We start from the raw sequence: 21,108 nt of genomic DNA on the forward strand, positions 1-21,108 counted from the left end.
GCCCTGTCCCGGAGGGGGGTGGGGACAGGGGGTCTCGGCGAAATCCCCTACGCGCGCCGGGGGTTGAACACCCACACCCGCAGCAGCACGAACCGCACCAGCGTCGCGGCCGCGTTCGCCGCCACCAGCACCGCCAGCTCCGTCCCGTGCCCGGCGCCGGGCGAGGCGGCGTGCAGGGCGGCGACGGCGCCGCTGGTGAGCGCCAGGCCGACCAGGAAGGCCAGCCCGCCCTCCAGTTGGTGCTTGAGGGCGTCCCGGCGCCCGGTCACGCCGAAGGTGAAGCGCCGGTTGGCGGCGGTGTTGAAGACGGCGGTGACGGCCAGCGCCGCCGCGTTGGCGGCGAGCGCGGGCACCGCCTGCCGCAGCCCCAGGTACAGCAGCAGGTAGGCCAGCGTGCACAGTCCGCCGATCACCGCGAAGCTGACGCTCTGCCACCCCAGGCCCGGCGGCACCCGCGCCTGCCGGACCCGGTCGGGCAGGTCGACGCCGCCCCGGCCGGCCAGGGTGCGCCGGGCCACCCGGGCCATGCCCTTGAGGTCGTCGACGACGGTGCGGACGATGTCGACCCGGCTGTCGGGGTCGTCCACCCAGTCCACCGGGACTTCGTGGATGCGCAGGCCGGAGGCTTCGGCGAGCAGCAGCAGCTCGGTGTCGAAGAACCAGGCGTTGTCCTCGACCTCGTCCAGCAGCCGCTTGACCACCTCGGTGCGGCCCGCCTTGAACCCGCACTGGGCGTCGGAGAACCCGGCCGCCATGGTGGCCCGCAGCAGCAGGTTGTAGGTGCGCGAGATGAACTCCCGCTTGGGGCCGCGCACCACCGCCGAGCCGCGGTGCAGCCGGCTGCCGATGGCCAGGTCGCTGTGGCCGGACAGCAGCGGCGCGACCAGCGGCAGGAACGCCTCCAGGCCGGTCGACAGGTCGACGTCCATGTAGGCCACCACGTCGGCCTCGCTGTCGCCCCACACCTGCCGCAGCGCCCGCCCCCGCCCCTTGAGGTCGAGGTGCACGGCACGCACCGGCCCGAGCTCCGCGGCCAGCGCGGTCGCGACCTCCCAGGTGCCGTCGACCGAGGCGTTGTCCGCCACGGTGATCAGGTAGTCGTACGGGAACGTCTGCCCGAGGTAGGCGTGCAGCTCGCGGACGCAGCGCTCCAGCGAGTGCTGCTCGTTGTACACGGGTACGACGATCTCCACGAGCCTGGTCCGCACCACGGTGCCGGCCCGGCCGGGGCCGTCGACCGCCGGGGCGGGCCGCAGGGTCTGGCGCATCGCTGGCTGTGTCATGGGAAGGAGGTTCACAGTCCCTGATGGGCCCGCGATGATGGCACTCTGAGAGCCCGCTGAGAACCCGGGCGCCGGGGCCCGCCGTGGACTCCGCCCGGTGCCCACCGGCCCGCGCGGCATGACGAAGGGGAGAGACGGATGTCCGAGACGGAGTTCACCGCCGACGTGCTGGTGGTCGGCGCCGGCCCGACCGGCCTGCTGCTGGCCGGAGACCTGGCCGCGGCCGGCCTGCGGGTCACGGTGCTGGAGAAGCGGGCCGAGGAGTCCGGCCTGACCAGGGCGTTCGCCGTGCACGCGCGCACCCTGGAGCTGCTGGACGCCCGCGGCCTGGCCGAGGAGCTGATCGCCACCGGCACGGTGATGCCCTCGATGCGGGTGTTCGGCCGGCTCCGGGTCGACTTCGCCGCGCTGCCCACCCGCTTCCCGTTCGTGCTGGTCACCCCGCAGTACAACACCGAGCGGGTGCTGCGCGAGCGGGCCGTCAAGGCGGGTGCCGAACTGCGCCGCGGCACCGAGGTGACCGGCCTGCGGCAGGACGCCGGGGGCGTCACGCTGACCGCCCGCGTCGCCGACGGGTCCGAGCAGACCCTGCGGGCCCGGTACGCGGTGGGCGCGGACGGCGTGCACTCCTCGGTGCGCGACCTTCTGGGCGTCCCGTTCCCCGGCGAGGCCGCAGTGCGCTCGGTGATGCTGGCCGACGTCCGGCTGGAGCGGGAGCCGGAGGAGCCGCTGACGGCGGGCGCGGGCGAGGCCGGTTTCGCCTTCCTGGCCCCGTTCGGGGACGGCTGGTACCGGGTGATCGGCTGGAGCCGCGAGCACCAGGCGCCGGACTCCGCGCCGGTCGTGCCGGCCGAACTCGCCGACCTGCTGCGCGAGGTGACGGGGCAGGACTACGGCATGGGCGAGGCCCGCTGGACCTCCCGCTTCCACAGCGACGAGCGCCAGGCCCCCAGCTACCGCTCCGGCCGGGTGCTGCTCGCGGGGGACGCCGCGCACTGCCACTCCCCGGCCGGCGGCCAGGGCATGAACACCGGCCTGCAGGACGCCGCCAACCTGAGCTGGAAGCTGGTCGCGGTGCTCCGCGGCTGGTCCCCCGACGCCCTGCTGGACACCTACCAGACCGAGCGCCACCCGGTCGGCCGGGCGGTGCTGCGCTCCTCCGGCGCCCTGGTCCGGCTCGCCCAGGGCCGGCACGCCCCGACCCGGGCGCTGCGCTCGGCGATCGGCGCGGCCGCCGGCCACCTGGGCCCGCTGGCCGAGCTGGGCGCCAAGCAGGTCTCCGGCATCGGCCACGCCTACCCGGCCGAGAAGGGCGCCCACCCGCTGGTCGGCCGCCGCCTCCCGGACCTGCGGCTGGCGGTGGACGCGCCGGGCGGCCCGGCCCGGCTGTACGAGGCGCTGCGCTCCGGGAAGGCGGTGCTGATCAGCAACGACGAGCTGTCGGTGGCGGACTCCTGGGCGGACCGGGTGGTCACCGCGGCCCCCGCCGACCCGCACGGCAAGCTGCGCGACACCGTGCTGCTGGTGCGCCCGGACGGGCACGCGGCCTGGGCCTGCGCGGACCCGACCAGGGGCGAACTGCGGGCGGCGCTGAGCCAGTGGCTCGGCCGCCCCTGACCGTGCACAGCGCGTCCCCCGCCGCCGGCCCGGTCACGGCGCGCCCGCGGGGGGGGCTGGTACACGAACGGCCCTGGGTGGCTGTCAGACTTGCGCGGCCGAAAGCCCCTTGAACCGGAAGTAGCACCGATGCGCACCAACCGGCTGCTCGCAGCCACCACCCTGTCCGTCACCGCGATCGCCCTGCTCGCCGCCTGCGGCCCAGAAAAGTCCGGCGGGGCCGACGCCGCCGCCCCCGCCTCCACCGCCGCCTCGCCCCGTGCGGCGAGCAGCGCCCCGACGGGGCCGACCCCGGACGAGATCGTGGCGAAGGCCCGGGCGGCCGGGGCGAAGCTCGGCTCCGTCAAGATCACCTTCACGCAGGCCGCCCCCACCGGGAAGGCGTCCGGCGTCCTCTCCGTGGACCGGGCCGGCAACTGCGTCGGCACGATGACCATCGAGGGCTCGGGCGGCGGCCAGGTGATCCGCAACAGCAGCGGCGACCTGTGGCTCAAGCCGGACGCCGAATTCATCTCCACGCTCGACGTCCCCGACGCGGCCGCCACCCTCGGCGACGACTGGTTCCTCTACCCCAAGGAGACCGGCGCCGGCGCCGATTACGCCCGGTTCTGCGACCTGGCCCTGCCGATCCAGGAGACCGCCGGCCAGGCCGCGTTCGAGGGTGCGGTGACCGCCGGCGGCAAGGCGCTGCCCATGGTCGTCGACGGGGTGAACATCCTCGGCTTCAAGCTGTTCGAGGGGAACAAGGCCGGCGCGCCGGTGCTGTTCAGCGGGGACGGCGAGCCCCGCCTGCTCTCACTGGAGACCGACAACAACAGCAGCATGAAGTTCAGCGAGTTCGACCAGCCGGTCCGGGCGGTGCCGCCGCCGTCCGACGAAGTGATCAGGACCGGCAAGTAGCGCCGGCCCCTCCCGGCGGCCGGTCCGACGGCCGACCACCGCACGGACGCCTTTTCAGTTTCAGCCGCACCGGAATTGAACCAATTCACTGAATTGGGCCCGCACTTCACAGTTGACTGTTCTTTAGTAAGCAATTGCTCAGGCATGGGCCTATTCCTGCGAGTTCTCTGAGAGATTCTGGCGAGCGTTTTCGAAACCCGGAACGCCGCCAGATTTCCGGAGGAGCCCGTGCGACCCCGCTCGCTCGCCCTTGCCGCCGCCCTCGCGGTCCTTCCCCTCGCCGCGATCAGCCTGGGAACCGCCCCCGCCCAGGCCGCGCCGTCCCCCAACGCCACCGCCCGGGTGGCCCTGCCGCAGACCGTCACCCCGGCCGTCGCCCGCTCGCACCGGCAGGGCGACCTGCCGGCCGACCGGGAGATATCCGTGGCGGTCTCGCTGAAATTGCGGAACACCGCCGAACTGGACCGTTTCCTGACCGCGGTCGCCACCCCCGGCACCGCCGAGTACGGGCACTACCTGACGCCCGCGCAATTCACCGACCGGTTCGGCCCGACCGCGGCCGACGTCGAGCAGGTCCGGGCGTTCCTCACCGCCCAGGGCCTGAAGGTCGACTCGGTCAGCGCCAACCGCCAGGTGGTGAACGCCACCGGCACCAGCGCGCGGCTGTCCGCCGCCTTCGGCACCCACGAGTCGACGTACACCGACCCGCAGCAGGGCGGCCGGGTGTTCTTCGCCAACGACGCCGCCGCCTCGGTGCCGGCCGCGCTGGCGGGCGTGGTCGAGGGCGTCAGCGGCCTGAACGACCACACCGTGCGCACCACCCGGCTCGCGAAGCCGCAGGCGTCCGCCCCGCACGCCACCCCGTCCGGCTACGGCCCGGCGACGTACGACGGCGCGTACCGGCTGAACCAGCTGGGCGCGGACGGCACCGGCTCCACGGTGGCGCTCTGGGAGTTCGACGGCTACAAGTCCTCGAACCTGACCACCTACGACAGCCAGTTCGGCCTGTCCGGCCCGGCGGTGACCACCGTCCCGGTGGACGGCGCCAACTACGACTCCAAGCCCGGCGAGGGCCAGGGCGAGGTGGAGCTGGACTCCGAGATCGTCCGCGGCGTCGCCCCGAAGGCCACCCAGCTGGTCTACGAGGCGCCCAACAGCGACCAGGGCGAGATCGACATGGCCGCGAAGATCGTCTCGGACAACCGGGTCTCGGTGATCTCCATCTCCTGGGGCTCCTGCGAGCCGGACACCACCGCCTCCTCGATGACCGCGGTGAACAACTCCTTCAAGCAGGCCGCCGCCCAGGGCATCTCGATCTTCTCGGCCTCCGGCGACGACGGCTCCCGGGACTGCACCCGCTCGACCTCCGGCTCCACCGTGAAGGCGGTGGACTTCCCCGCCTCCAGCCCGTACAACACGGGTGTCGGCGGCACCAACCTGAAGGTCTCCGGCACCTCCTACAGCTCGGAGAGCGCCTGGTCGACGGCGGGCGGCGGGGTCTCCACCCAGTTCGCCAAGCCGAGCTGGCAGACCGGCACCAACGTCACCGGCACCATGCGCACCGTCCCGGACGTCTCCTCCAACGCCGACCCGAACAGCGGCTTCGCGATCTACACCCAGGGCAGCTCCGCCCCCGGCTGGCAGGTCTACGGCGGCACCTCGGCGGCGGCCCCGCTGTGGTCCGGCTTCGCCGCGCTGTACAACCAGAAGGCCAAGGCCGCCACCAAGCCGGTGCTCGGCGAGGCCAACCCGAAGATCTACGCCGTCACCAACTCCTCCTCCTACGGCGGCGCCTTCCACGACGTCACCAGCGGCGCCAACCAGGACTTCGCCACCAGGGCCGGCTACGACCAGGTCACCGGCTGGGGCTCCCCGGTCGCCGACGGCCTGGCGAACGCCCTGCTCGGCTCCGGCGGCACCACCCCGCCGCCCACCGGCTCGTGCACCGCCGCCCAGCTGCTCGGCAACCCCGGCTTCGAGACCGGCAGCGCCTCCCCCTGGACCGCCTCCTCCGGCGTGGTCGACAACTCCTCCTCCGAGGCCGCGCACGGCGGCTCCTGGAAGGCGTGGATGGACGGCTACGGCTCCAGCCACACCGACACCCTCGCGCAGACCGTCAGCATCCCGGCCGGCTGCAAGGCCACGTTCAGCTACTGGCTGCACGTCGACACCGCCGAGACCAGCAGCACCGCCTACGACAAGCTGACCGTCACCGTCAACGGCACCACGGTGGCGACCCACTCGAACGTCAACGCCGCCACCGGCTACACCCAGAAGAGCATCGACCTGTCGGCCTACGCGGGCCAGAGCGTCACGGTGAAGTTCAGCGCGGTCGAGGACTCCTCGCTGCAGACCTCGTTCGTGGTCGACGACACCGCGCTCGCCGTGTCCTGACCCCGCATCGACCCGGGTGCCGGGGGACCCTCCGCGGGTCTCCCGGCACCCGTGTGTCGGCGGTGTTGCCGGTTCGGTCCGCTTGCGAAATGCTTGTCGTGACCACTGTCATATGTCCTGATTAATGACGTAGCCTCTCAACCCTCATAGGGTTCCCACACGCTCGGCGGCGCACCACCGATGCACCGGCCGAGCACCGTGGCGCCGGGGGTGATCCCGCCGAACCCGCCGGGTGGGGAAGGTGTCGCATGGGCTCGCAACAACCGCAGCACGCCGGCCGGCTCCGACTGGTCGGACAGCGCGACCACAGTGGCGAACTACCGCCGCCCGTCCCGCCGGCCCCGCCGGAGCCGGCCGCTCCGCAGACCCCGTCCGCCCAGGCCGCCCTACCGGCCCCGCAGGCTCCGGCGGGCGGCTTCGCCGAGGTGCTCAACGCCGCCATCGAGAGCAGCGGCCTCAGCCTCGACCGGATCCGCGCCGCGCTCGCCAAACAGGGCATCAGGGTCAGCGTCACCACGCTCAGTTACTGGCGGCGCGGCCGCAGCCAGCCCGAGCGCGCCACCTCGCTGCGCGCCGTGCACCTGCTGGAGGAACTGCTCGGCCTGCGCCACACCGCGCTCACCGCCCTGCTCGGCCCGCCCCGCCCGCGCGGCCGCTGGGTCACCCAGGGCCCGGCCCCCGACGGCCTGCGGCTGGAACAGGTCTGGCCCGGCCAGGCCGAGCTGGTCGAGGTGTTCGCCGAGCTCGACGCCCCGCCGGCCGGCCAGCTGGAGCGCCAGTCCATCCACGACGCCTACTACGTGGACGCCTCCCGCCGCGGCCACCTGCTGCGGATGCGCCAGGTGGTGCGGGCCACCGTGGACGGCGTCACCCGGCACGTGGTCGTCCACAAGGCCGACGAGGGCGTGCAGAGCTGCCCCGAGATCACCTCCGTCCGGCACGCCCGCCTCGGCCGGGTCCGCCGCCGCCCGCTCAGCGGCCTGCTGGTCGCCGAGCTGCTGCTCGACCGGCCGCTGGCGCTGGGCGACTCCACCGTCCTGGAGTACGAGGTGCACATCCCCGACTCCGGCCCCACCACCGACTACGGGCGGTTCTTCCCGGCGCCGGTGCGCGAGTACGTCCTCCAGGTGCACTTCGACCCCGCCGCCGTCCCGGTCCAGTGCGAACGCTTCGACCGCGCCCCCGGCACCGAGGTGGACCGGCACCGCGAGCCGCTGTGGATCGGCGCCTCGGCCAGCGCCCACGTGCTCACCGCCGACCAGCAGCCCGGCCAGGTCGGCATCCGCTGGCAGTGGGAGTGACCCTCCCGTCCGTCCGCTTCCCTCCTGATTCTTCCCTATCCTTCCCTTTCCCTCCCATTCGTTCCTCTTTATTACCTTTCCTTCCACTTCGTGTGCTTTCGCCCCTTTCATCCCTTCGGCCCCGTTTCGACCCTCGCCACGCCCGACCCCGCGGTGCGCGCGTTCACCCGAACCGCCCTGCCCGGCACCCCATCAGGTGGTCCGCGCCGCCTCCCCCGGGGAACGTGAGTCCCACTCAGCGAGCTCACGAGGAAAGGCGGAACCCACCCGTGCTGATGGAGTTCAGCGACATCGAGCCGGACGACTCCTGCGCCTGCGGCGGCTGCGCCGACCGCCGCCGGGCCCGGCTGCACGCCGTCCGCTCCCCCCGCCACCGCCCCCTCGGGGCCCGCCGCGCGGCCGTCCTGATAGCCGCCGCCGGCAGCGTGCTGGGCGGCCCCGCGCTCTCGCTCGCCGCGGCCGCGCCGCGCACCGACAGCAGCCCGCTGATACCCGACACCCCGCAGGGCGAGGTGGCCGGGCCCCACGGCGCGGACCCCTCCGCCCGCCGCTCGACAGCCGCCCAGCCCGCCACCACCCGGGCCGAGATCCTGCGCCGGGCGCAGACCTGGGTGGACCGGAAGGTGCCGTACAGCATGGCCGAGTACTGGTCGGACGGCTACCGGCAGGACTGCTCGGGCTTCGTCTCGATGGCCTGGGGCCTGGGCAGCAGCCAGACCACCTGGACGCTGCCGGACTTCGCCGACCGGATCGGCAAGGACGACCTCCAGCCCGGCGACGCGCTGATCTACAACAACCCCAAGGACCCGGAGGGCGGCTCGCACACCGTCCTGTTCGGCGGCTGGGTGGACGCCGCGCACACCCGCTACACCGCCCTGGAGCAGACCCGGCCGGGCACCACCAAGCGCAGCACCCCGTACGCGTACTGGAGCAACGCGAGCGGCTACCTCCCGTACCGCTACAAGGGGCTGAGCCAGCCCATGCCCGCGCCGGACTCCGACGCCTTCCCCGGGGCGGACAAGTTCGGGCCCGGCAAGGTCAACGCGTACGTGACCCGGCTGGGGAAGATGCTGGTCGAGCGGGGCGGCGGCCGGTTCTACCGGGAGGGGCCCAGCCCGGACTGGGGCGAGGCCGACCGGAAGGCCACCGAGGCGTTCCAGCTGGCCCAGGGCTGGCGCGGCAGCGAGGCCGACGGCTACCCGGGCAAGGACACCTGGGACTACCTGGTGCACCACAGGGGCAAGGACATCCCGCCCGCCGCCACCGCCCCGGCACCCGCCCCGACGACGCCGACGGCCCCGACGACGACAACGCCGCCCGCCCCGGCCCCCGGCACCCCGAACCCCCCGCCGCCCGCCCAGGCCCCGCCCTTCCCCGGCGCCGACCGGTTCGGCCCCGGCCGGGTCAACGACGACGTGCTGCTGCTCGGGCGGCGGCTGGTCGCCAAGGGCTTCGGCGCCGCCTACCGGGAGGGCCCCAGCCGGGACTGGGGCGAGGCCGACCGGCTGAACGTGGCCGCCTTCCAGCGCGCCCAGGGCTGGAGCGGCGCCGAGGCCGACGGCTACCCCGGCCCGCACACCTGGAAGCTGCTGTTCTCCTGAACCGCCCCCGGCGGGGGCCCGCCGCGCTCAGGAGGACGCGGCGTGCTCCCGCACCCAGGCGTGCATGGCGATCGCCGCGGCCGCGCCCGCGTTGATCGAGCGGGTCGAGCCGAACTGCGCGATCGAACAGACCGCCGCCGCGTGCTCCCACGCCTCGGCGGTCAGCCCCGGCCCCTCCTGCCCGAACAGCAGCACGCAGCGCTCCGGCAGCCGGAAGGTCTCCAGCGGCACCGCGCCCGGCAGGTTGTCGATCCCGATCACCGGCAGCCCGCGCTCCGCCGCGTAGGCGGCCAGCGAGGCCACCGAGCCGTGGTGGCGCACGTGCTGGTAGCGGTCGGTGACCATGGCGCCGCGCCGGTTCCACCGCCGCCGCCCGACGATGTGCACCTCCTCGGCCAGGAAGGCGTTCGCGGTGCGCACCACCGAGCCGATGTTGAAGTCGTGCTGCCAGTTCTCCACCGCGACGTGGAAGCCGTGCCGCCGGGTGTCCAGGTCCGCGACGATCGCCTCGTGCCGCCAGTACCGGTAGCCGTCCACCACGTTGCGCCGGTCGCCCGCGGCCAGCAGCTCCGGGTCCAGCCGGGGGTCGGCGGGCCACGGCTCCGGGTGCGGGCCGACGCCGATCTCGCGGTCGTCGCCAAGGTCGTCGTACTGCTCGCCCAGCTGGGGCACCGAGGTGTCGCTCACGCCCCCAACGGTACGGGCTCGGCCCGCACCGGCTTCTTCCGCGTCCGCACCGAGCGCTCCAGCTCGGTCAGCGCCTGCATGACCAGCCGGGCCCCGGCCCGGGTGACGTCGATCCGGTCGTCCCCGGGCAGGGCGGCCAGCTGGTGGTCCCAGGTGCGGTGGGCCTCGCGCAGCGCGGTGAAGTCGACGTCCTGGCCGAGCAGCACCGCGGCGGCGGCCAGCGCGGTGGCGTCCCGCAGCTCCTCGCCGAACGCGGCGGCCCCGGGCACCGGCGGGGCGTCCTCCCCCGGCAGGTGGGCCTCCAGCAGGACGGTGGAGCGGTCCAGCATGCCGACCGCCGAGCGGGCCTTGTCGAACTGCTTGCGGGTCAGCTCCCGCAGCACCTGCTCGTCGTGCCGCACCGGCTCCACCTCGGCCCGGTCCAGCGCCGCCAGCATCTCGCTGCGCGCCTCCCGCACGTCCAGCAGCGCCGGCCGCACGTCCTTCTCCGCGTGCCCGCCCGCCGGGTCCCCGTACGCGGTGAACACCGCCGCCGCGTACCGCCCCGCCGAAGCCAGCCACTCGGCCAGGCGCTCCGGCAGCCGGGCGGTCTGCCAGGTCGGGAACAGCGCGTACGCGGCGAGCGCGACGAACCCGCCCAGCAGCGTCATCGACACCCGGTCCACCGCCAGCCGCACCGGGTCGCCCGGCTGGAGGCCGAGCAGGAACACCACGTACGAGGAGATCGCCACCGTGGTCACCGCGTACCCGGTGCGCATGGTCAGGTACGCCAGCCCCATGCAGCACACCGCCAGCACCGCCAGCACCCAGTCGCCCGGGTCGAACAGCTGCACCACGGTGGTGGACAGCAGCACCCCGGCGGCCGTCCCGGCCACCCGGGCGACGCCGCGGCTGAAGGTCTGCGCGAAGTCCGGGCGCATCACCATCGCGGTGGTCATCGGCGCCCAGTAGCCGTGCTCGATCCGCAGCAGCCGGGCGGCCAGGTAGGCGGAGGTGACCACCACCGCCATCCGCGCCGCGTGGTGGAAGATCGCCGAGTGCCGGTGCAGCTGCCGCCCGACGGTGGCCAGCGCGACGGGCGCGACCTTGGCCAGCGGCGGGCGGCGCAGGCCGGTGGTGGGCTCGGTGCGGGTCTGCACGGTGCCGCGGTCCTGCCGGTCGAGCCGGTCCGCGGCCCGGCCCAGCAGGCCGGACAGCCGGCGGGCCGAGCGCCGGGCGCCGCCGCGCAGCAGGTCCTCGCCGCTGCCGCTGCCGGGGCGGGCCAGCGTCAGGCCCGGGGTGTCCTTGGGCAGCCGGAGCGGGTCGCCGCTGCGGATCGCCCGGGTCAGCGCGTCCAGCACCTCGGCGGCGGCGGCCAGCACCTCCCGGGCCCGGTCCCGCTCCGGGCCCTCCTCGGCGGCCCCGACCCGCGGGTCGGCCAGCGCCGCCAGCGCCGGGCGGATCCGCTCGGCGATGGTCCGCAGCCCGCGCAGCTCGGGCGGGCGGCGCCGGGCCTGCCGGGCGGTCAGCCGGGCGGCCTGCCGGCCGACGATGAACGGCTCCGGGTCGACCTGCGCCACCGGGTCGTGCCGCAGGCGGCGGGCGTAGTCGCCGAGCCCGGCGTAGATGTCGGCCAGCGCGTCGCGCTGGGCCCGCCAGCTGTCGATCGGCCAGAGCGTCACCACCAGCGCCTGGACGGCGCCGCCGACCGAGCAGAGCAGCCCGTGCTCGACCGCGGTGGGCACCGACACCGGCAGCTGCACCACCACCATCATCACGGCCAGCGTGTTCGCGGCCACCACGCCCGCGGTCGGCCCGATCGCCCAGGCCAGCCCGGCGCCGAACGCCCACAGCGCCAGCAGCACCGGGTACGCGCCCGGGATGCCGACCGCGACGTACCCCAGGAAGGTCGACAGGCCCAGCCCGGCCGCCGCCACCAGCGCCAGCGAGGCGCGCGGGCGGAACGAGCGCTGGAAGGTCGCGGTGCCCGCGATGAACGCGCCCATCGCGGCCGAGGTCGCCTGCGCGGGCCCGAACAGCAGCAGCGTCGGGAAGACCACCAGCGCGGCGGCCACCGCCCCGCGCAGCGCCCGCTTCGGGTTGGTCAGCGAGCGGTCCACGGTCAGCCCGGCCTTCGCGGTGTCGCGCAGGGCGGTGAACCAGGACATACCGTGAGCTTAACCACTTTTCGCGCCGCGACCCGTCGGCCGCCCGGCGACCCGTCGGCCGCCCGGACCCTCAGCCGTCCGACCCGCCCGCCGGCTCGGCCGCCACCGCTTCCACCGGCCCGGCCGGTTCACCCGCCGGCCCGGCCGGTTCACCCGCCCGCCCCGCCGCCCGCCGGGCCGCCCACCACGCCGCCGGCCGCGCCTGCACCGCCAGCAGGAAGGCGGTGGGCAGGAACACCGCGTCCGCCGAGACCATCGCCAGCGAGAAGAACGGCAGCCCGAGCAGCAGCGCGATCGCCAGGTGCTCGACCACCATCACCGCCAGCAGCACGTTCTTCAGCCGCCGCGCGGCCAGCGAGAACGGGAAGCCGACCTGCATGACCACGGTGCCGTAGGTCAGCGCGAAGGTGACCAGCAGGCTGCCGCCGAGCAGCCCGGACAGCTCCGGCCAGGGCGTGAAGTAGTCCAGCTTCAGCGGGTAGAAGACCGCGGTGCCGTCCTGCCAGCGGGTGCCCTGCACCTTGTACCAGCCGGCCGTGGCGTACACCAGCACCACCTGGACGGCGATCACCAGCATCGCGCAGTTGTGCAGCATCGCGGCCAGCGCGTCGGCCAGCGCCCGCGGCTCGCCCCACTCGGACGGGTCCCGGCCCGGCCGGCGGGCCCGGCGGCGGGCGTCCAGCGACCAGACCCGGCCGCAGCGGGTGAACACCAGGTAGATCGCCATCAGGTGGACCAGGTTGTCGCCGCCGTCGCCGAGGAACACGTTCCGGTTCTGCAGCGACAGCACGGTCAGCGCGAACAGCACCGAGGAGGCCCTGGTCCGCCAGCCCAGCGCCAGCGCGAGGGCCGACAGCAGCGCCAGCAGGTACACCGCCTCGAACCACCAGCGGCCGTCGCTCCAGGACAGCGCGGTGAACGCGTGGGTGTCGGCCAGCAGTCGCTCGTTCAGCTCCGCCGACCAGGGCGAGCGGTCCCCGTACAGCACCCGCCGGTGGGGCCACTCGCGCAGCAGGTAGGCGCCCCAGGTGCCGGCCACGCCGATCCGCACCACGGCGGCCTGGTACGGGGCGAGGGTGGTCAGCAGGCGCGGCAGCGCGGCCCGGACGGCGGCGGCCGGGGCCGTCACGACAGGCCCCGCAGGTCCTCGGGCTGGACGGGCCACCAGGGCAGCTCGCGGGAGTGCGGGGCGGTGTCGACCTGCTCGGTGCTCCAGGTCGGCGGGGCGACGGCGGTGACCGTGACCCGCAGCTGGACCTGGATCACCCGGCCGCCGCCGTCGCCGATCCGCTGCAGCGCGATCCGCTCCAGGTACTGCTCGGCCAGCTGCCCGCGCGAACCGGCCGCCGCCCGGGTGTCGCCCCCGCCGTGGGTGGACTCGTAGAAGTCCCAGGCCCGGCGCAGCAGGTTCTGGTCCAGGTGGCTGGGCGCCGGGTCGTGCCGGATCGCCGCCCAGTCCTGCGCGGTCAGGCCGCGCCACTCGCCGGTGACGACCTTCCCGTCGGCGCCGATGCTCTGCGTCCGGGCGTCCACCGCGACGTTGCGCTGCAGCGGGTCCGGCGCGAACAGCTTCCAGTTCTGCTCGAACTCCGGGTACACCACCCAGTCGATCTGCGTCCGGTACTCCTTGGACACCGAGTTCGCGGGCGCCACGTACAGGAAGAGCACGCCGAGGAACGCCAGGACGCAGGCCCCCAGGCCCACCCCGGCGACCACCAGCACCAGCCGGGCGGGCTTGGACCAGACGCGCACGGCGGCCATCCTGCCGCACCGCCCACCTGTTCGAACAGGGGCCGGGACCCTCGCGGCCGCTACATGACGAACGGCTCCCCGCCGCCGCCGCTCACCATCGGGCGGCCCGCGGCCTCCCAGGCGAACATCCCGCCGTCCACGTTGACCGCGTCCCGGCCGTTTGCCACCAGGTACTGCACGACCTGGGCGGAGCGCCCGCCGACCCGGCACACCACGTACAGCCGCCCGTCGGGCAGCTCGTCGAGGCGGGCCACCACCTGGCCGATCGGGATGTGCAGCGCGCCCTCCACGTGCCCGGCGTCCCACTCGCTCTGCTCGCGGACGTCGAGCAGGACGGCGTCGGCGGGCACCGAGGCGGCGTCGGCGGTGGGCAGCTGAGCGAACATCTGGGGATTCTCCTGGGGTGCGTCGTCGGACGGTGCGTTCCGGCCATTGTCGGGCAGCAGCGCGACCAGCCGCTCCTGCCGCTCGGCCGCGGTGGCCAGCAGCTGCTCGGCGAGGTCCTCCAGCAGCCGCTCCGGCTCGTCCGGGCGCAGCAGCAGCAGCTCGCCCATCGGCGTCCGCTCCAGCCGCACCCGCTCCACCGCCAGCGCGGTGATCCGGCCGGACAGCCACTCCAGGCGCTGGCGCAGCCAGCCCAGCCGGTCGGGGGAGTCGGCGGCGGGCGCCGAGTCCGGGGAGGAGGACCACTCCTCGGCGAGGCGCTCCAGCTCCGCCGCGTCGGCCAGCGCGTACGCCTCGTTGACCCGGGCGATGAACGCCGAGCGGCGCTCCTGCTCGGCCGGGTCGGTGGTCAGGTCGGGGTGGGCGCGGCGGGCCAGCTCGCGGTAGACCCGCTGGGCGTCCTTGTCCGGGCGCACCCGGCGGGCCTCCGGCTCGCCCTCGCGCGGGCCGCGCTCCTCGGCGGGCTCGACCCGCTCGCGGGCCTCCCGGGCCCGCCGCAGGTCCTCCGGGTCGCCGCTGAGCGCCGCCACCGACTCGGCGATCAGCGCGTCCAGCTCGTCCAGCTCGGCGTACAGCGGGCCGAGCAGCTGGTGGTGGGCCAGCGCGAAGTTGTCGATCTCCACCCGCAGGGTGGCCACGTCGACGTCCAGGGTCAGCCAGGCCAGCTCGGCCGCCGCGACCCGCTCCTCCAGGTCCCGCCGCTCCGGGTCCGCCCACACCTCGACGCTCGGTACGCTCACCCTGGCCACCCTACCGGGGCACGCCGCGCACCCGATCGGGTGAGGGCGGGGGACCCCGGGGCGCGCGACGGGCGACACGCAACTGATACTGACGAATCTGCCCGATTAACTACCTCCTCCAGCCGTCTCCGTGCTTCATTGGAGGGCGCGCGCAAGGACGCGCGCACCGGCCAGGAGGAGCAGCAAGCACAACAAAAGGGGCAGACCGATACCCATGGTGGACCAGCCCGACTCCACACCACCCGCCGGAGTGGTCGCCCTGCTCCGGGTCGCCGCCGTGCTGGTCGACCCGGACGGCCGGATCGCACTGTGGAACCGCACCGCGGAGGAGCTGTTCGGCCACCGCGCCGAGGTCGCCCTCGGCCGCACCGCGCACGGCCTGCTGCCCGCCGTCGACCCCCGCCCGGACGGCACCGGCCAGACCCTGCGCGGCGACGCCCTCGACACCCTCGACGACCTGGTGCTGAACGGCCCGTGGGCCGGCCCGATCACCGTGCACGACCGCGAGGAGCGCCCGCGCGACGTCCTGTGGTGGGCCTACCCGCTGGTCGAACCGTCCGGCCGCTCGCTGCTCGCGCTGGCCGCCGACGCCCGGCCGCTGCGCGCCACCGGCCCCCGGATCGCCCTCGGCGAACGCCTCGTCCCGTACGCCGCCGCCCCCGCCGCCGCCCGCCCGCAGCAGGTCGACGCCGCCTTCGCCCCGCCCGGCCCGGCCGCCGGGGCGCTCGCCGCGCTGCTCCCGGCCGGCTCCGAGGAGCGCCGCCGCCGGCTGCTGGACGCGCTCGCCCAGGCCGGCCCGCCCGCCCTGCAGGTGGACGCCGCGACCAGGCTGCCGGTGGTGCCCTACCAGTCCTCCCCGGAGGGCGCCGGCACCGCCCGGATCGCCGCCGGCCTCGGCCGCCGCTACCCCACCCCGCAGCAGCGCGCCGCCCGCCGCGCGGACGGACCGCCGCCCGGCACGGGTGCCCCGGGCCGCCCCGGGGTACGGATACCGCCCGCCGGGCCGGCCGACCTGCGGCCCGGCAGCTCCGTCCCCGCACCGCGCGCCGCCGCCGCCCACGGCCCGACCCCGGGAGTCCCCGCCATCGACCCCGCAGCCGCCGCCCCCGAACCGACCGCCGCCCACGCCGCCCTCGTCGCCGTACCGCCGAGCCGGACGGCCGACCCCGGCACCGGCGTGGAGGTGGTCCGCGGGCTGCCCGACGACGGCGACCTCGCGCTGCTCGCCTCGGTCGGCAGCCAGGTCGGCACCACCCTCGACCTGGACACCACCGCCCGCGAACTGTGCGAGGTGCTGGTCCCCCGGGTCGCCGACTTCGCCTGCGTCGACCTGCTCGACAGCCTGATCTCGGACGCCGAACTGCCCGTCGGCTCCCCCGACGACGCCACCATGCTGCGCCGGGTCGCCCGCACCTTCAACGCCTCCTCGCAGCGCTGGAGCCACGTCCTGGACGAGGGCTCGCTGCTCGCCATGCCGCGCTCCACCCCGCCCGGCCTGGCCCTGCAGGAGAACCAGCCGGTGCTGGTGCCGCTGATCTCGCCGGACGTCGCGGTCGACTACGCCGCCTCGCTCGGCGGCCCCGAGCTGGAGCCCGCCGTGGTCGGCCGCTCGATGCTGGTGCTGCCGCTGTCCGCCCGCGGCGCCGTGCTCGGCATCCTCAAGCTGCTGCGGCTCTCCGACCGGAAGCCCTTCACCCGCTCCGACGCCGACACCTTCAAGGAGATCGCCGCCCGGGCCGCGCTCTCGCTGGACAACGCCCGGCTGCACCGCGCCGAGTCCAAGGTCGCCACCACCCTGCAGCGCTCGATGATCCCGACCCGCCCGCCGCGGATCCCCGGCGTGCAGGTCGCCCACCGCTACATGCCGGGCGACCGCAAGGCCGAGGTCGGCGGCGACTGGTTCGACGCCATCCAGCTGCCCGGCAGCCGGGTCGCCCTGGTGGTCGGCGACGTGATGGGCCACGGCCTGCACTCGGCCGCCGCGATGGGCCGCTTCCGCACCGCCATGCAGACCCTGGCCGCCCTCGACCTGCCGCCCGGCCAGCTGCTGCGCCACCTGGACAACCTGGCCCACAAGCTCGGCGACGACCACCTGGCGACCTGCCTGTACGCCGTCTACGACCCGATCAACCGCACCTGCGAACTCGCCTCGGCCGGCCACGTCCCGCCGGTCCTGGTGCACCCCGACGGCCGCGGCGAACTGCTGGAACTGCCCTCCGGCGCGCCGATCGGCGTCGGCGGGGTGCCGTTCCAGACCAAGAAGATCGACGTCTCGGACGGCTCGATGCTGGTGCTGTGCACCGACGGCCTGGTCGAGGTCCGCGGCGGCGACATAGGGGAGGGGCTGGCGGCGCTCTGCGGCAACCTGATCGACCCCCGGCAGACCCCCGACGAGGCGTGCGACACCGTGCTGAACACCCTGCACTCCGACGACCGGCAGGACGACATCGCGCTGCTGGTGGCCCGCTTCGACGGCGTCCCGCCGACCGAGGTCGCCACCTGGCAGCTCGGCGTCACCGAGCTGGAGGTCGGCCGGGCCCGCCGGCTGGTGCGCGACCAGCTCGCCACCTGGCAGCTCGACGCGCTCGCCGAGACCGTCGAACTGCTGGTCTCCGAGCTGGTCACCAACGCGGTCCGGGTGGCCCGCTCCGAGGTGCAGCTCCAGCTGATCCGGGTCGACAAGCTGCTGGTCGAGGTCAGCGACGACAACCACAACCTGCCCTCGCTGGAGCCCGCCGAGTCGATGTCCGAGCACGGCCGCGGCCTCAACCTGGTCAGCAAGCTGGCCGAGAAGTGGGGCACCTCCCGCAAGGCGGTCGGCAAGGTCGTCTACTTCGAGATGCCGCTGCCGCGCGGCTGACCGCCGGGCACGGGAGCCGGACCGGGGCGGCCTACGGCGCGACCGCCGCCCTGGTCCGGCCCTTCGCGGCCACCGCGGCGGCCGCCCCGACCCCGGTCAGCACCCGCGGCCAGTAGTCGCCGAACACCTCGACCCAGACCGCGATCAGCACCGCCGCGCTGATCGCCACCAGGTGCTCCAGACCGGCCAGGTTCGGCAGCACCAGCGCCTCCAGCGTCATCGCCAGCACCACCGCCCCGCCCGTCCACCACGCCCGGCAGCGCAGCGCCACCACCACGGCCAGCGCCACCACCGCCGCCGACGGCCCGGTGTCCCGCACGTGCGCCACCCAGCGCGGGAAGCCCAGCGCGTGGTGCGGGCCGAGCGCCACCCCGATCCGGGCGAACAGCGTGCCCGCCAGGGTGCAGGCGTACGCCACCACCAGGGTCAGCCGCCGCCCCAGCACCGCCTCGGCCACCCCGAACACCAGGAAGACCTGCGCCAGCGCGCCCCACACCGGCAGGTCCAGGGCCGGCACGTACAGCGACAGCGGGGTGCGCAGCAGCGACACGTCCAGCGGCAGCGCCGCCTTCACCACCCCGATGTCGGACACGAACCTGTCCCCGCCCGGCAGGTGCTGCACCACCGAGAACAGCAGCACCAGCGCGGTCGCCGCGGTCGCCAGCGGCACGGCGGCGAACTTCCGCCGCACCAGCTGCTCCTTCACGGCGGCGAACAGCTCCCCCCACTCCGCGACCGCGGCCCGGCGGAACACCGCCCACACCTTCGATCGCGCGCCCCCCGCGCGGGTGATCTGCCTCACGTACCGTCTCTCCCGTCCGATTCCGTCCCCACCGGGACTCCGCCTCTTCCCGCCCCCACCACCGACCCTACGCACCGGGAGGACCGGTGGCATCGGCCGTGGAGACCATCGCGCCGTCGTCCCCGAGGACGACGCCGGGCCCGCTCCGCCCCCCGGCGGAGGGACCGCCCCCCTTCCCGCGCCGCACCCGGCTGGGAAGCCGTCTCACCCGTGCCGGCGGCGGAACAGCGCCGGCATGCTCGGCACCGTGATGAAGCCCTCCGCGCGGGCCGAGGCGATGCCGATCCGGGGGATCTCGCCGCTCTTCTCGAAGAGCAGGTAGCGCGGCTCCCAGATCGGGCGGTACTTCGCGTTCGCCCGGTAGAGCGACTCGATCTGCCACCAGCGGGAGAAGAAGCCCAGCACCGAGCGCCACAGCCGCAGCACCGGACCGGCGCCCAGCTTCGAACCGCGCTCGAAGACCGACCGGAACATCGCGAAGTTCAGCGAGACGCGCTCCAGCTCGACCTCCTGCGCGCGCTGCAGGAGCTCGATCACCATGAACTCCATCAGGCCGTTCTCGCTGTCCCGGTCGCGCCGCATCAGGTCCAGCGACAGGCCGTGCCCGCCCCACGGGACGAAGCTCAGCAGCGCCCGCAGCACGCCGTCCCCGTCGAAGCACTCCAGCATCACGCAGCGCCCGTCGCCCGCGTCGCCGAGCCGCCCCAGCGCCATCGAGAAGCCGCGCTCGGTCGCGCCGTCCCGCCAGTGGTCGGCCTTGGCCACCAGCTCGGCCATCTCGCTCTCGGGGATGTCCCCGTGCCGGCGGATCCGCACCGTGTACCCGGCCCGCTTGACCCGGTTGTACGCCTGCCGGACCACCCGCATCGCCCGGCCGTCCAGCGAGAACTCGTCCAGCTCGACGATCGCCTCGTCGCCCAGCTCCAGCGCGTCCATCCCGTGCCGGGCGTAGATCACCCCGGCCTCCTCGGAGGCGCCCATCACGGCCGGCACCCAGGCGTGCTCGCGGGCCTCCGCCAGCCAGGCGTCGATCGCCCCCGGCCACGCCTCCGGGTCGCCGATCGGGTCGCCGGAGGCCAGCGTGACGCCGCCGACCACCCGGTAGGCGATCGCCGCCTTCCCCGACGGGGAGAACACCACCGCCTTGTCCCGGCGCAGCGCGAAGTAGCCCAGCGAGTCCCGCTCGCCCTGCTTCTCCAGCAGCTCGCGCAGCCGGCGCTGGTCCTCGTCGGTCTGCAGCTCCTCGCCGCGCGGCGAGCGGAACGCCACCCACAGCACGAACAGGAACAGCACCGCGCTCATCACGTTGATCGCCGCGTTGACCCAGGTCGGCACCGAGACCACGTCCTGGACCCGCTCCGACGGGGTCAGCGTGATCATCCGGTGCACCGCGTAGCTGAACCGGGTGCCGAAGCCCGCGCCGGAGACCTCGTTGGTCAGCTGCACCAGCACCGAGCCGACCAGCCCGCCCAGCAGCAGCCCGCCGACCGCGGCGGCGGCCGCGGTCTTCGGGTTGGAGCGGTCGCCCTTGGAGGTGAACTCCCGGCGGGAGACCAGCAGCGCCACCAGGAACAGGCCGGTCAGCACCACCGAGAAGTAGTTCCAGACGTGGTCCTTGTACCGGTCGCCCCAGGCCAGGAAGCCCAGGAAACCGAGGAACGTCACCCCGGCCAGACCGGTGTTGAAGAGCCACGCCGCCCGTTTGCGGCGGCGCATCGCCACCGCCAGGAACAGCGCCAGGAACACCGAGACCAGGCCCGCGGTCATCAGGTACGGGGTGAAGAACTCACCCGTGTTGTGGCGCCGCACCTCGGCCCGGAAGGGCACCGAGAGCACCGCCAGCAGGTTCAGCAGGGCCATCAGCCGCAGGTACCAGACGGTCGACGCGGCGGCCCGCGGCCGCCACCGTGCCAGCGGCCCGGGGCCCTCGCCGTCGGTGGGGGACACGGCTGGGGAAGCCGTCTTCACAGTGGACACAGCAACCATTCCAGACGATCGATCACAGGGGCGCATCCGCTCGCGGTACCGCGCACTCGACCCCGATTTCCATGGTTGCCCAGCGGAGATGAGAATTGCGTGAATCCGGTAGCGGATTCCCACCCCCGCCGATCGGCGGGGGTGCCGGACCGTCCCGGCCCGTGCCGGCCCCACCGGGAAGGGACCCGGCCCCACCGGGAGAGACAGGGAGAGACATGCCGCCGACCCGGGTCCTGATCGTGGACGACGAGGTGCTGGTCCGTTCCGGGCTCGGCCTGATCGTCGGCTCGGCAGCCGACCTGGAGGTGGTCGGCGGCTGCTCCGGCGGCCAGGCCGAGCGGCTGGTCCGCGAACTCGCCCCGCAGGTCGTCCTGCTCGACGTCCGGATGCCCGACCTGGACGGCATCAGCGTGCTGCGCCGGCTGCGCGCGCTGCCCGAGCCGCCCGCCGTCGCGATGCTCACCACCTTCGACACCGACGAGCACATCGGCACCGCGCTGCGGGCCGGCGCCGCCGGGTTCCTGCTCAAGGACACCGCCCCCGACCAGCTGGTGCACGCCGTCCGGGTGCTCGCGGCCGGCGGCAGCGTGCTCTCCCCGACCG

15 protein-coding genes are annotated in these 21,108 nt (G+C 74.6%); 7 read left to right on the plus strand and 8 right to left on the minus strand.

From position 1 onward, the window contains the following. Window positions 1–47 precede the first annotated feature (47 nt). Complete coding sequence (locus tag ACFUEL_RS14070) at window positions 48–1,283, minus strand: glycosyltransferase (protein WP_380236446.1); 1,236 nt, start codon at window positions 1,281–1,283, stop codon at window positions 48–50. Between the two features lie 138 nt (window positions 1,284–1,421). On the opposite strand from ACFUEL_RS14070, the gene ACFUEL_RS14075 reads away from it, so the two are divergent. The 5 genes from ACFUEL_RS14075 (at window position 1,422) to ACFUEL_RS14095 (ending at window position 9,096) form a co-directional block, all read left to right on the plus strand. Next, window positions 1,422–2,900 (plus strand): FAD-dependent monooxygenase, encoded by a 1,479-nt coding sequence (locus tag ACFUEL_RS14075; protein WP_380236448.1) that lies wholly within the window; start codon window positions 1,422–1,424, stop codon window positions 2,898–2,900. Between the two features lie 129 nt (window positions 2,901–3,029). Continuing rightward, entirely contained in the window at window positions 3,030–3,800 is a 771-nt protein-coding gene (locus tag ACFUEL_RS14080) for a hypothetical protein (protein WP_380236449.1), read from the plus strand. Between the two features lie 228 nt (window positions 3,801–4,028). Continuing rightward, complete coding sequence (locus tag ACFUEL_RS14085) at window positions 4,029–6,194, plus strand: protease pro-enzyme activation domain-containing protein (protein ID WP_380236450.1); 2,166 nt, start codon at window positions 4,029–4,031, stop codon at window positions 6,192–6,194. Between the two features lie 248 nt (window positions 6,195–6,442). Next, window positions 6,443–7,495, plus strand: a complete 1,053-nt coding sequence (locus ACFUEL_RS14090; RefSeq protein WP_380236451.1) for an XRE family transcriptional regulator — start codon at window positions 6,443–6,445, stop codon at window positions 7,493–7,495. Between the two features lie 275 nt (window positions 7,496–7,770). Continuing rightward, window positions 7,771–9,096, plus strand: a complete 1,326-nt coding sequence (locus ACFUEL_RS14095) for a peptidoglycan-binding protein (protein WP_380236461.1) — start codon at window positions 7,771–7,773, stop codon at window positions 9,094–9,096. A gap of 27 nt (window positions 9,097–9,123) precedes the next feature. Here the strand turns inward: ACFUEL_RS14095 and ACFUEL_RS14100 are convergent, their stop codons facing one another. The 5 genes from ACFUEL_RS14100 to ACFUEL_RS14120 form a co-directional block, all read right to left on the minus strand. After that, window positions 9,124–9,783 carry a TrmH family RNA methyltransferase gene (locus ACFUEL_RS14100; RefSeq protein WP_380236452.1) on the minus strand — a complete coding sequence of 220 codons (660 nt, stop codon included), beginning with the start codon at window positions 9,781–9,783 and terminating at the stop codon, window positions 9,124–9,126. After that, complete coding sequence (locus ACFUEL_RS14105) at window positions 9,780–11,930, minus strand: FUSC family protein (protein WP_380236453.1); 2,151 nt, start codon at window positions 11,928–11,930, stop codon at window positions 9,780–9,782. Before ACFUEL_RS14105 ends, ACFUEL_RS14100 begins: the two co-directional genes overlap by 4 nt. Before the next feature lie 70 nt (window positions 11,931–12,000). Next, a complete protein-coding gene (locus tag ACFUEL_RS14110) occupies window positions 12,001–13,059 on the minus strand; it encodes an HTTM domain-containing protein (RefSeq protein WP_380236454.1) in 1,059 nt (352 codons plus the stop codon). Beyond that, entirely contained in the window at window positions 13,056–13,682 is a 627-nt protein-coding gene (locus ACFUEL_RS14115; protein ID WP_380236455.1) for a DUF5819 family protein, read from the minus strand. Before ACFUEL_RS14115 ends, ACFUEL_RS14110 begins: the two co-directional genes overlap by 4 nt. 59 nt (window positions 13,683–13,741) lie before the next feature. Continuing rightward, window positions 13,742–14,866: a rhodanese-like domain-containing protein gene (locus ACFUEL_RS14120; protein WP_380236456.1), complete on the minus strand. Its 1,125-nt coding sequence runs from the start codon at window positions 14,864–14,866 to the stop codon at window positions 13,742–13,744. Between the two features lie 214 nt (window positions 14,867–15,080). On the opposite strand from ACFUEL_RS14120, the gene ACFUEL_RS14125 reads away from it, so the two are divergent. After that, window positions 15,081–17,726, plus strand: coding sequence for a SpoIIE family protein phosphatase (locus tag ACFUEL_RS14125; RefSeq protein WP_380236457.1), 2,646 nt, complete (start codon window positions 15,081–15,083; stop codon window positions 17,724–17,726). A gap of 31 nt (window positions 17,727–17,757) precedes the next feature. Here ACFUEL_RS14125 and ACFUEL_RS14130 read toward each other — a convergent pair whose 3' ends face one another. Then, window positions 17,758–18,528, minus strand: a complete 771-nt coding sequence (locus ACFUEL_RS14130) for a hypothetical protein (protein ID WP_380236458.1) — start codon at window positions 18,526–18,528, stop codon at window positions 17,758–17,760. A 204-nt stretch (window positions 18,529–18,732) separates the two neighbouring features. Beyond that, entirely contained in the window at window positions 18,733–20,475 is a 1,743-nt protein-coding gene (locus ACFUEL_RS14135; RefSeq protein ID WP_380236459.1) for a phosphatidylglycerol lysyltransferase domain-containing protein, read from the minus strand. A gap of 245 nt (window positions 20,476–20,720) precedes the next feature. Here ACFUEL_RS14135 and ACFUEL_RS14140 point away from each other — a divergent pair. Next, the coding region (locus tag ACFUEL_RS14140) for a response regulator transcription factor (RefSeq protein ID WP_380236460.1) at window positions 20,721–21,108 on the plus strand (388 nt) is incomplete at its 3' end.

This window comes from Kitasatospora sp. NPDC057198 (genome assembly GCF_042670125.1).
Taxonomy (GTDB): domain Bacteria; phylum Actinomycetota; class Actinomycetes; order Streptomycetales; family Streptomycetaceae; genus Kitasatospora.

What these genes read in the sequence shown, in the direction of transcription:
- ACFUEL_RS14070 (WP_380236446.1), bottom strand. Translation starts at nt 1,283, where the DNA reads ATGACACAGCCAGCGATGCGCCAGACCCTGCGGCCCGCCCCGGCGGTC.
- ACFUEL_RS14075 (WP_380236448.1), top strand. Translation starts at nt 1,422, where the DNA reads ATGTCCGAGACGGAGTTCACCGCCGACGTGCTGGTGGTCGGCGCCGGC.
- ACFUEL_RS14080 (WP_380236449.1), top strand. Translation starts at nt 3,030, where the DNA reads ATGCGCACCAACCGGCTGCTCGCAGCCACCACCCTGTCCGTCACCGCG.
- ACFUEL_RS14090 (WP_380236451.1), top strand. Translation starts at nt 6,443, where the DNA reads ATGGGCTCGCAACAACCGCAGCACGCCGGCCGGCTCCGACTGGTCGGA.
- ACFUEL_RS14095 (WP_380236461.1), top strand. Translation starts at nt 7,771, where the DNA reads ATGGAGTTCAGCGACATCGAGCCGGACGACTCCTGCGCCTGCGGCGGC.
- ACFUEL_RS14105 (WP_380236453.1), bottom strand. Translation starts at nt 11,930, where the DNA reads ATGTCCTGGTTCACCGCCCTGCGCGACACCGCGAAGGCCGGGCTGACC.
- ACFUEL_RS14125 (WP_380236457.1), top strand. Translation starts at nt 15,081, where the DNA reads ATGGTGGACCAGCCCGACTCCACACCACCCGCCGGAGTGGTCGCCCTG.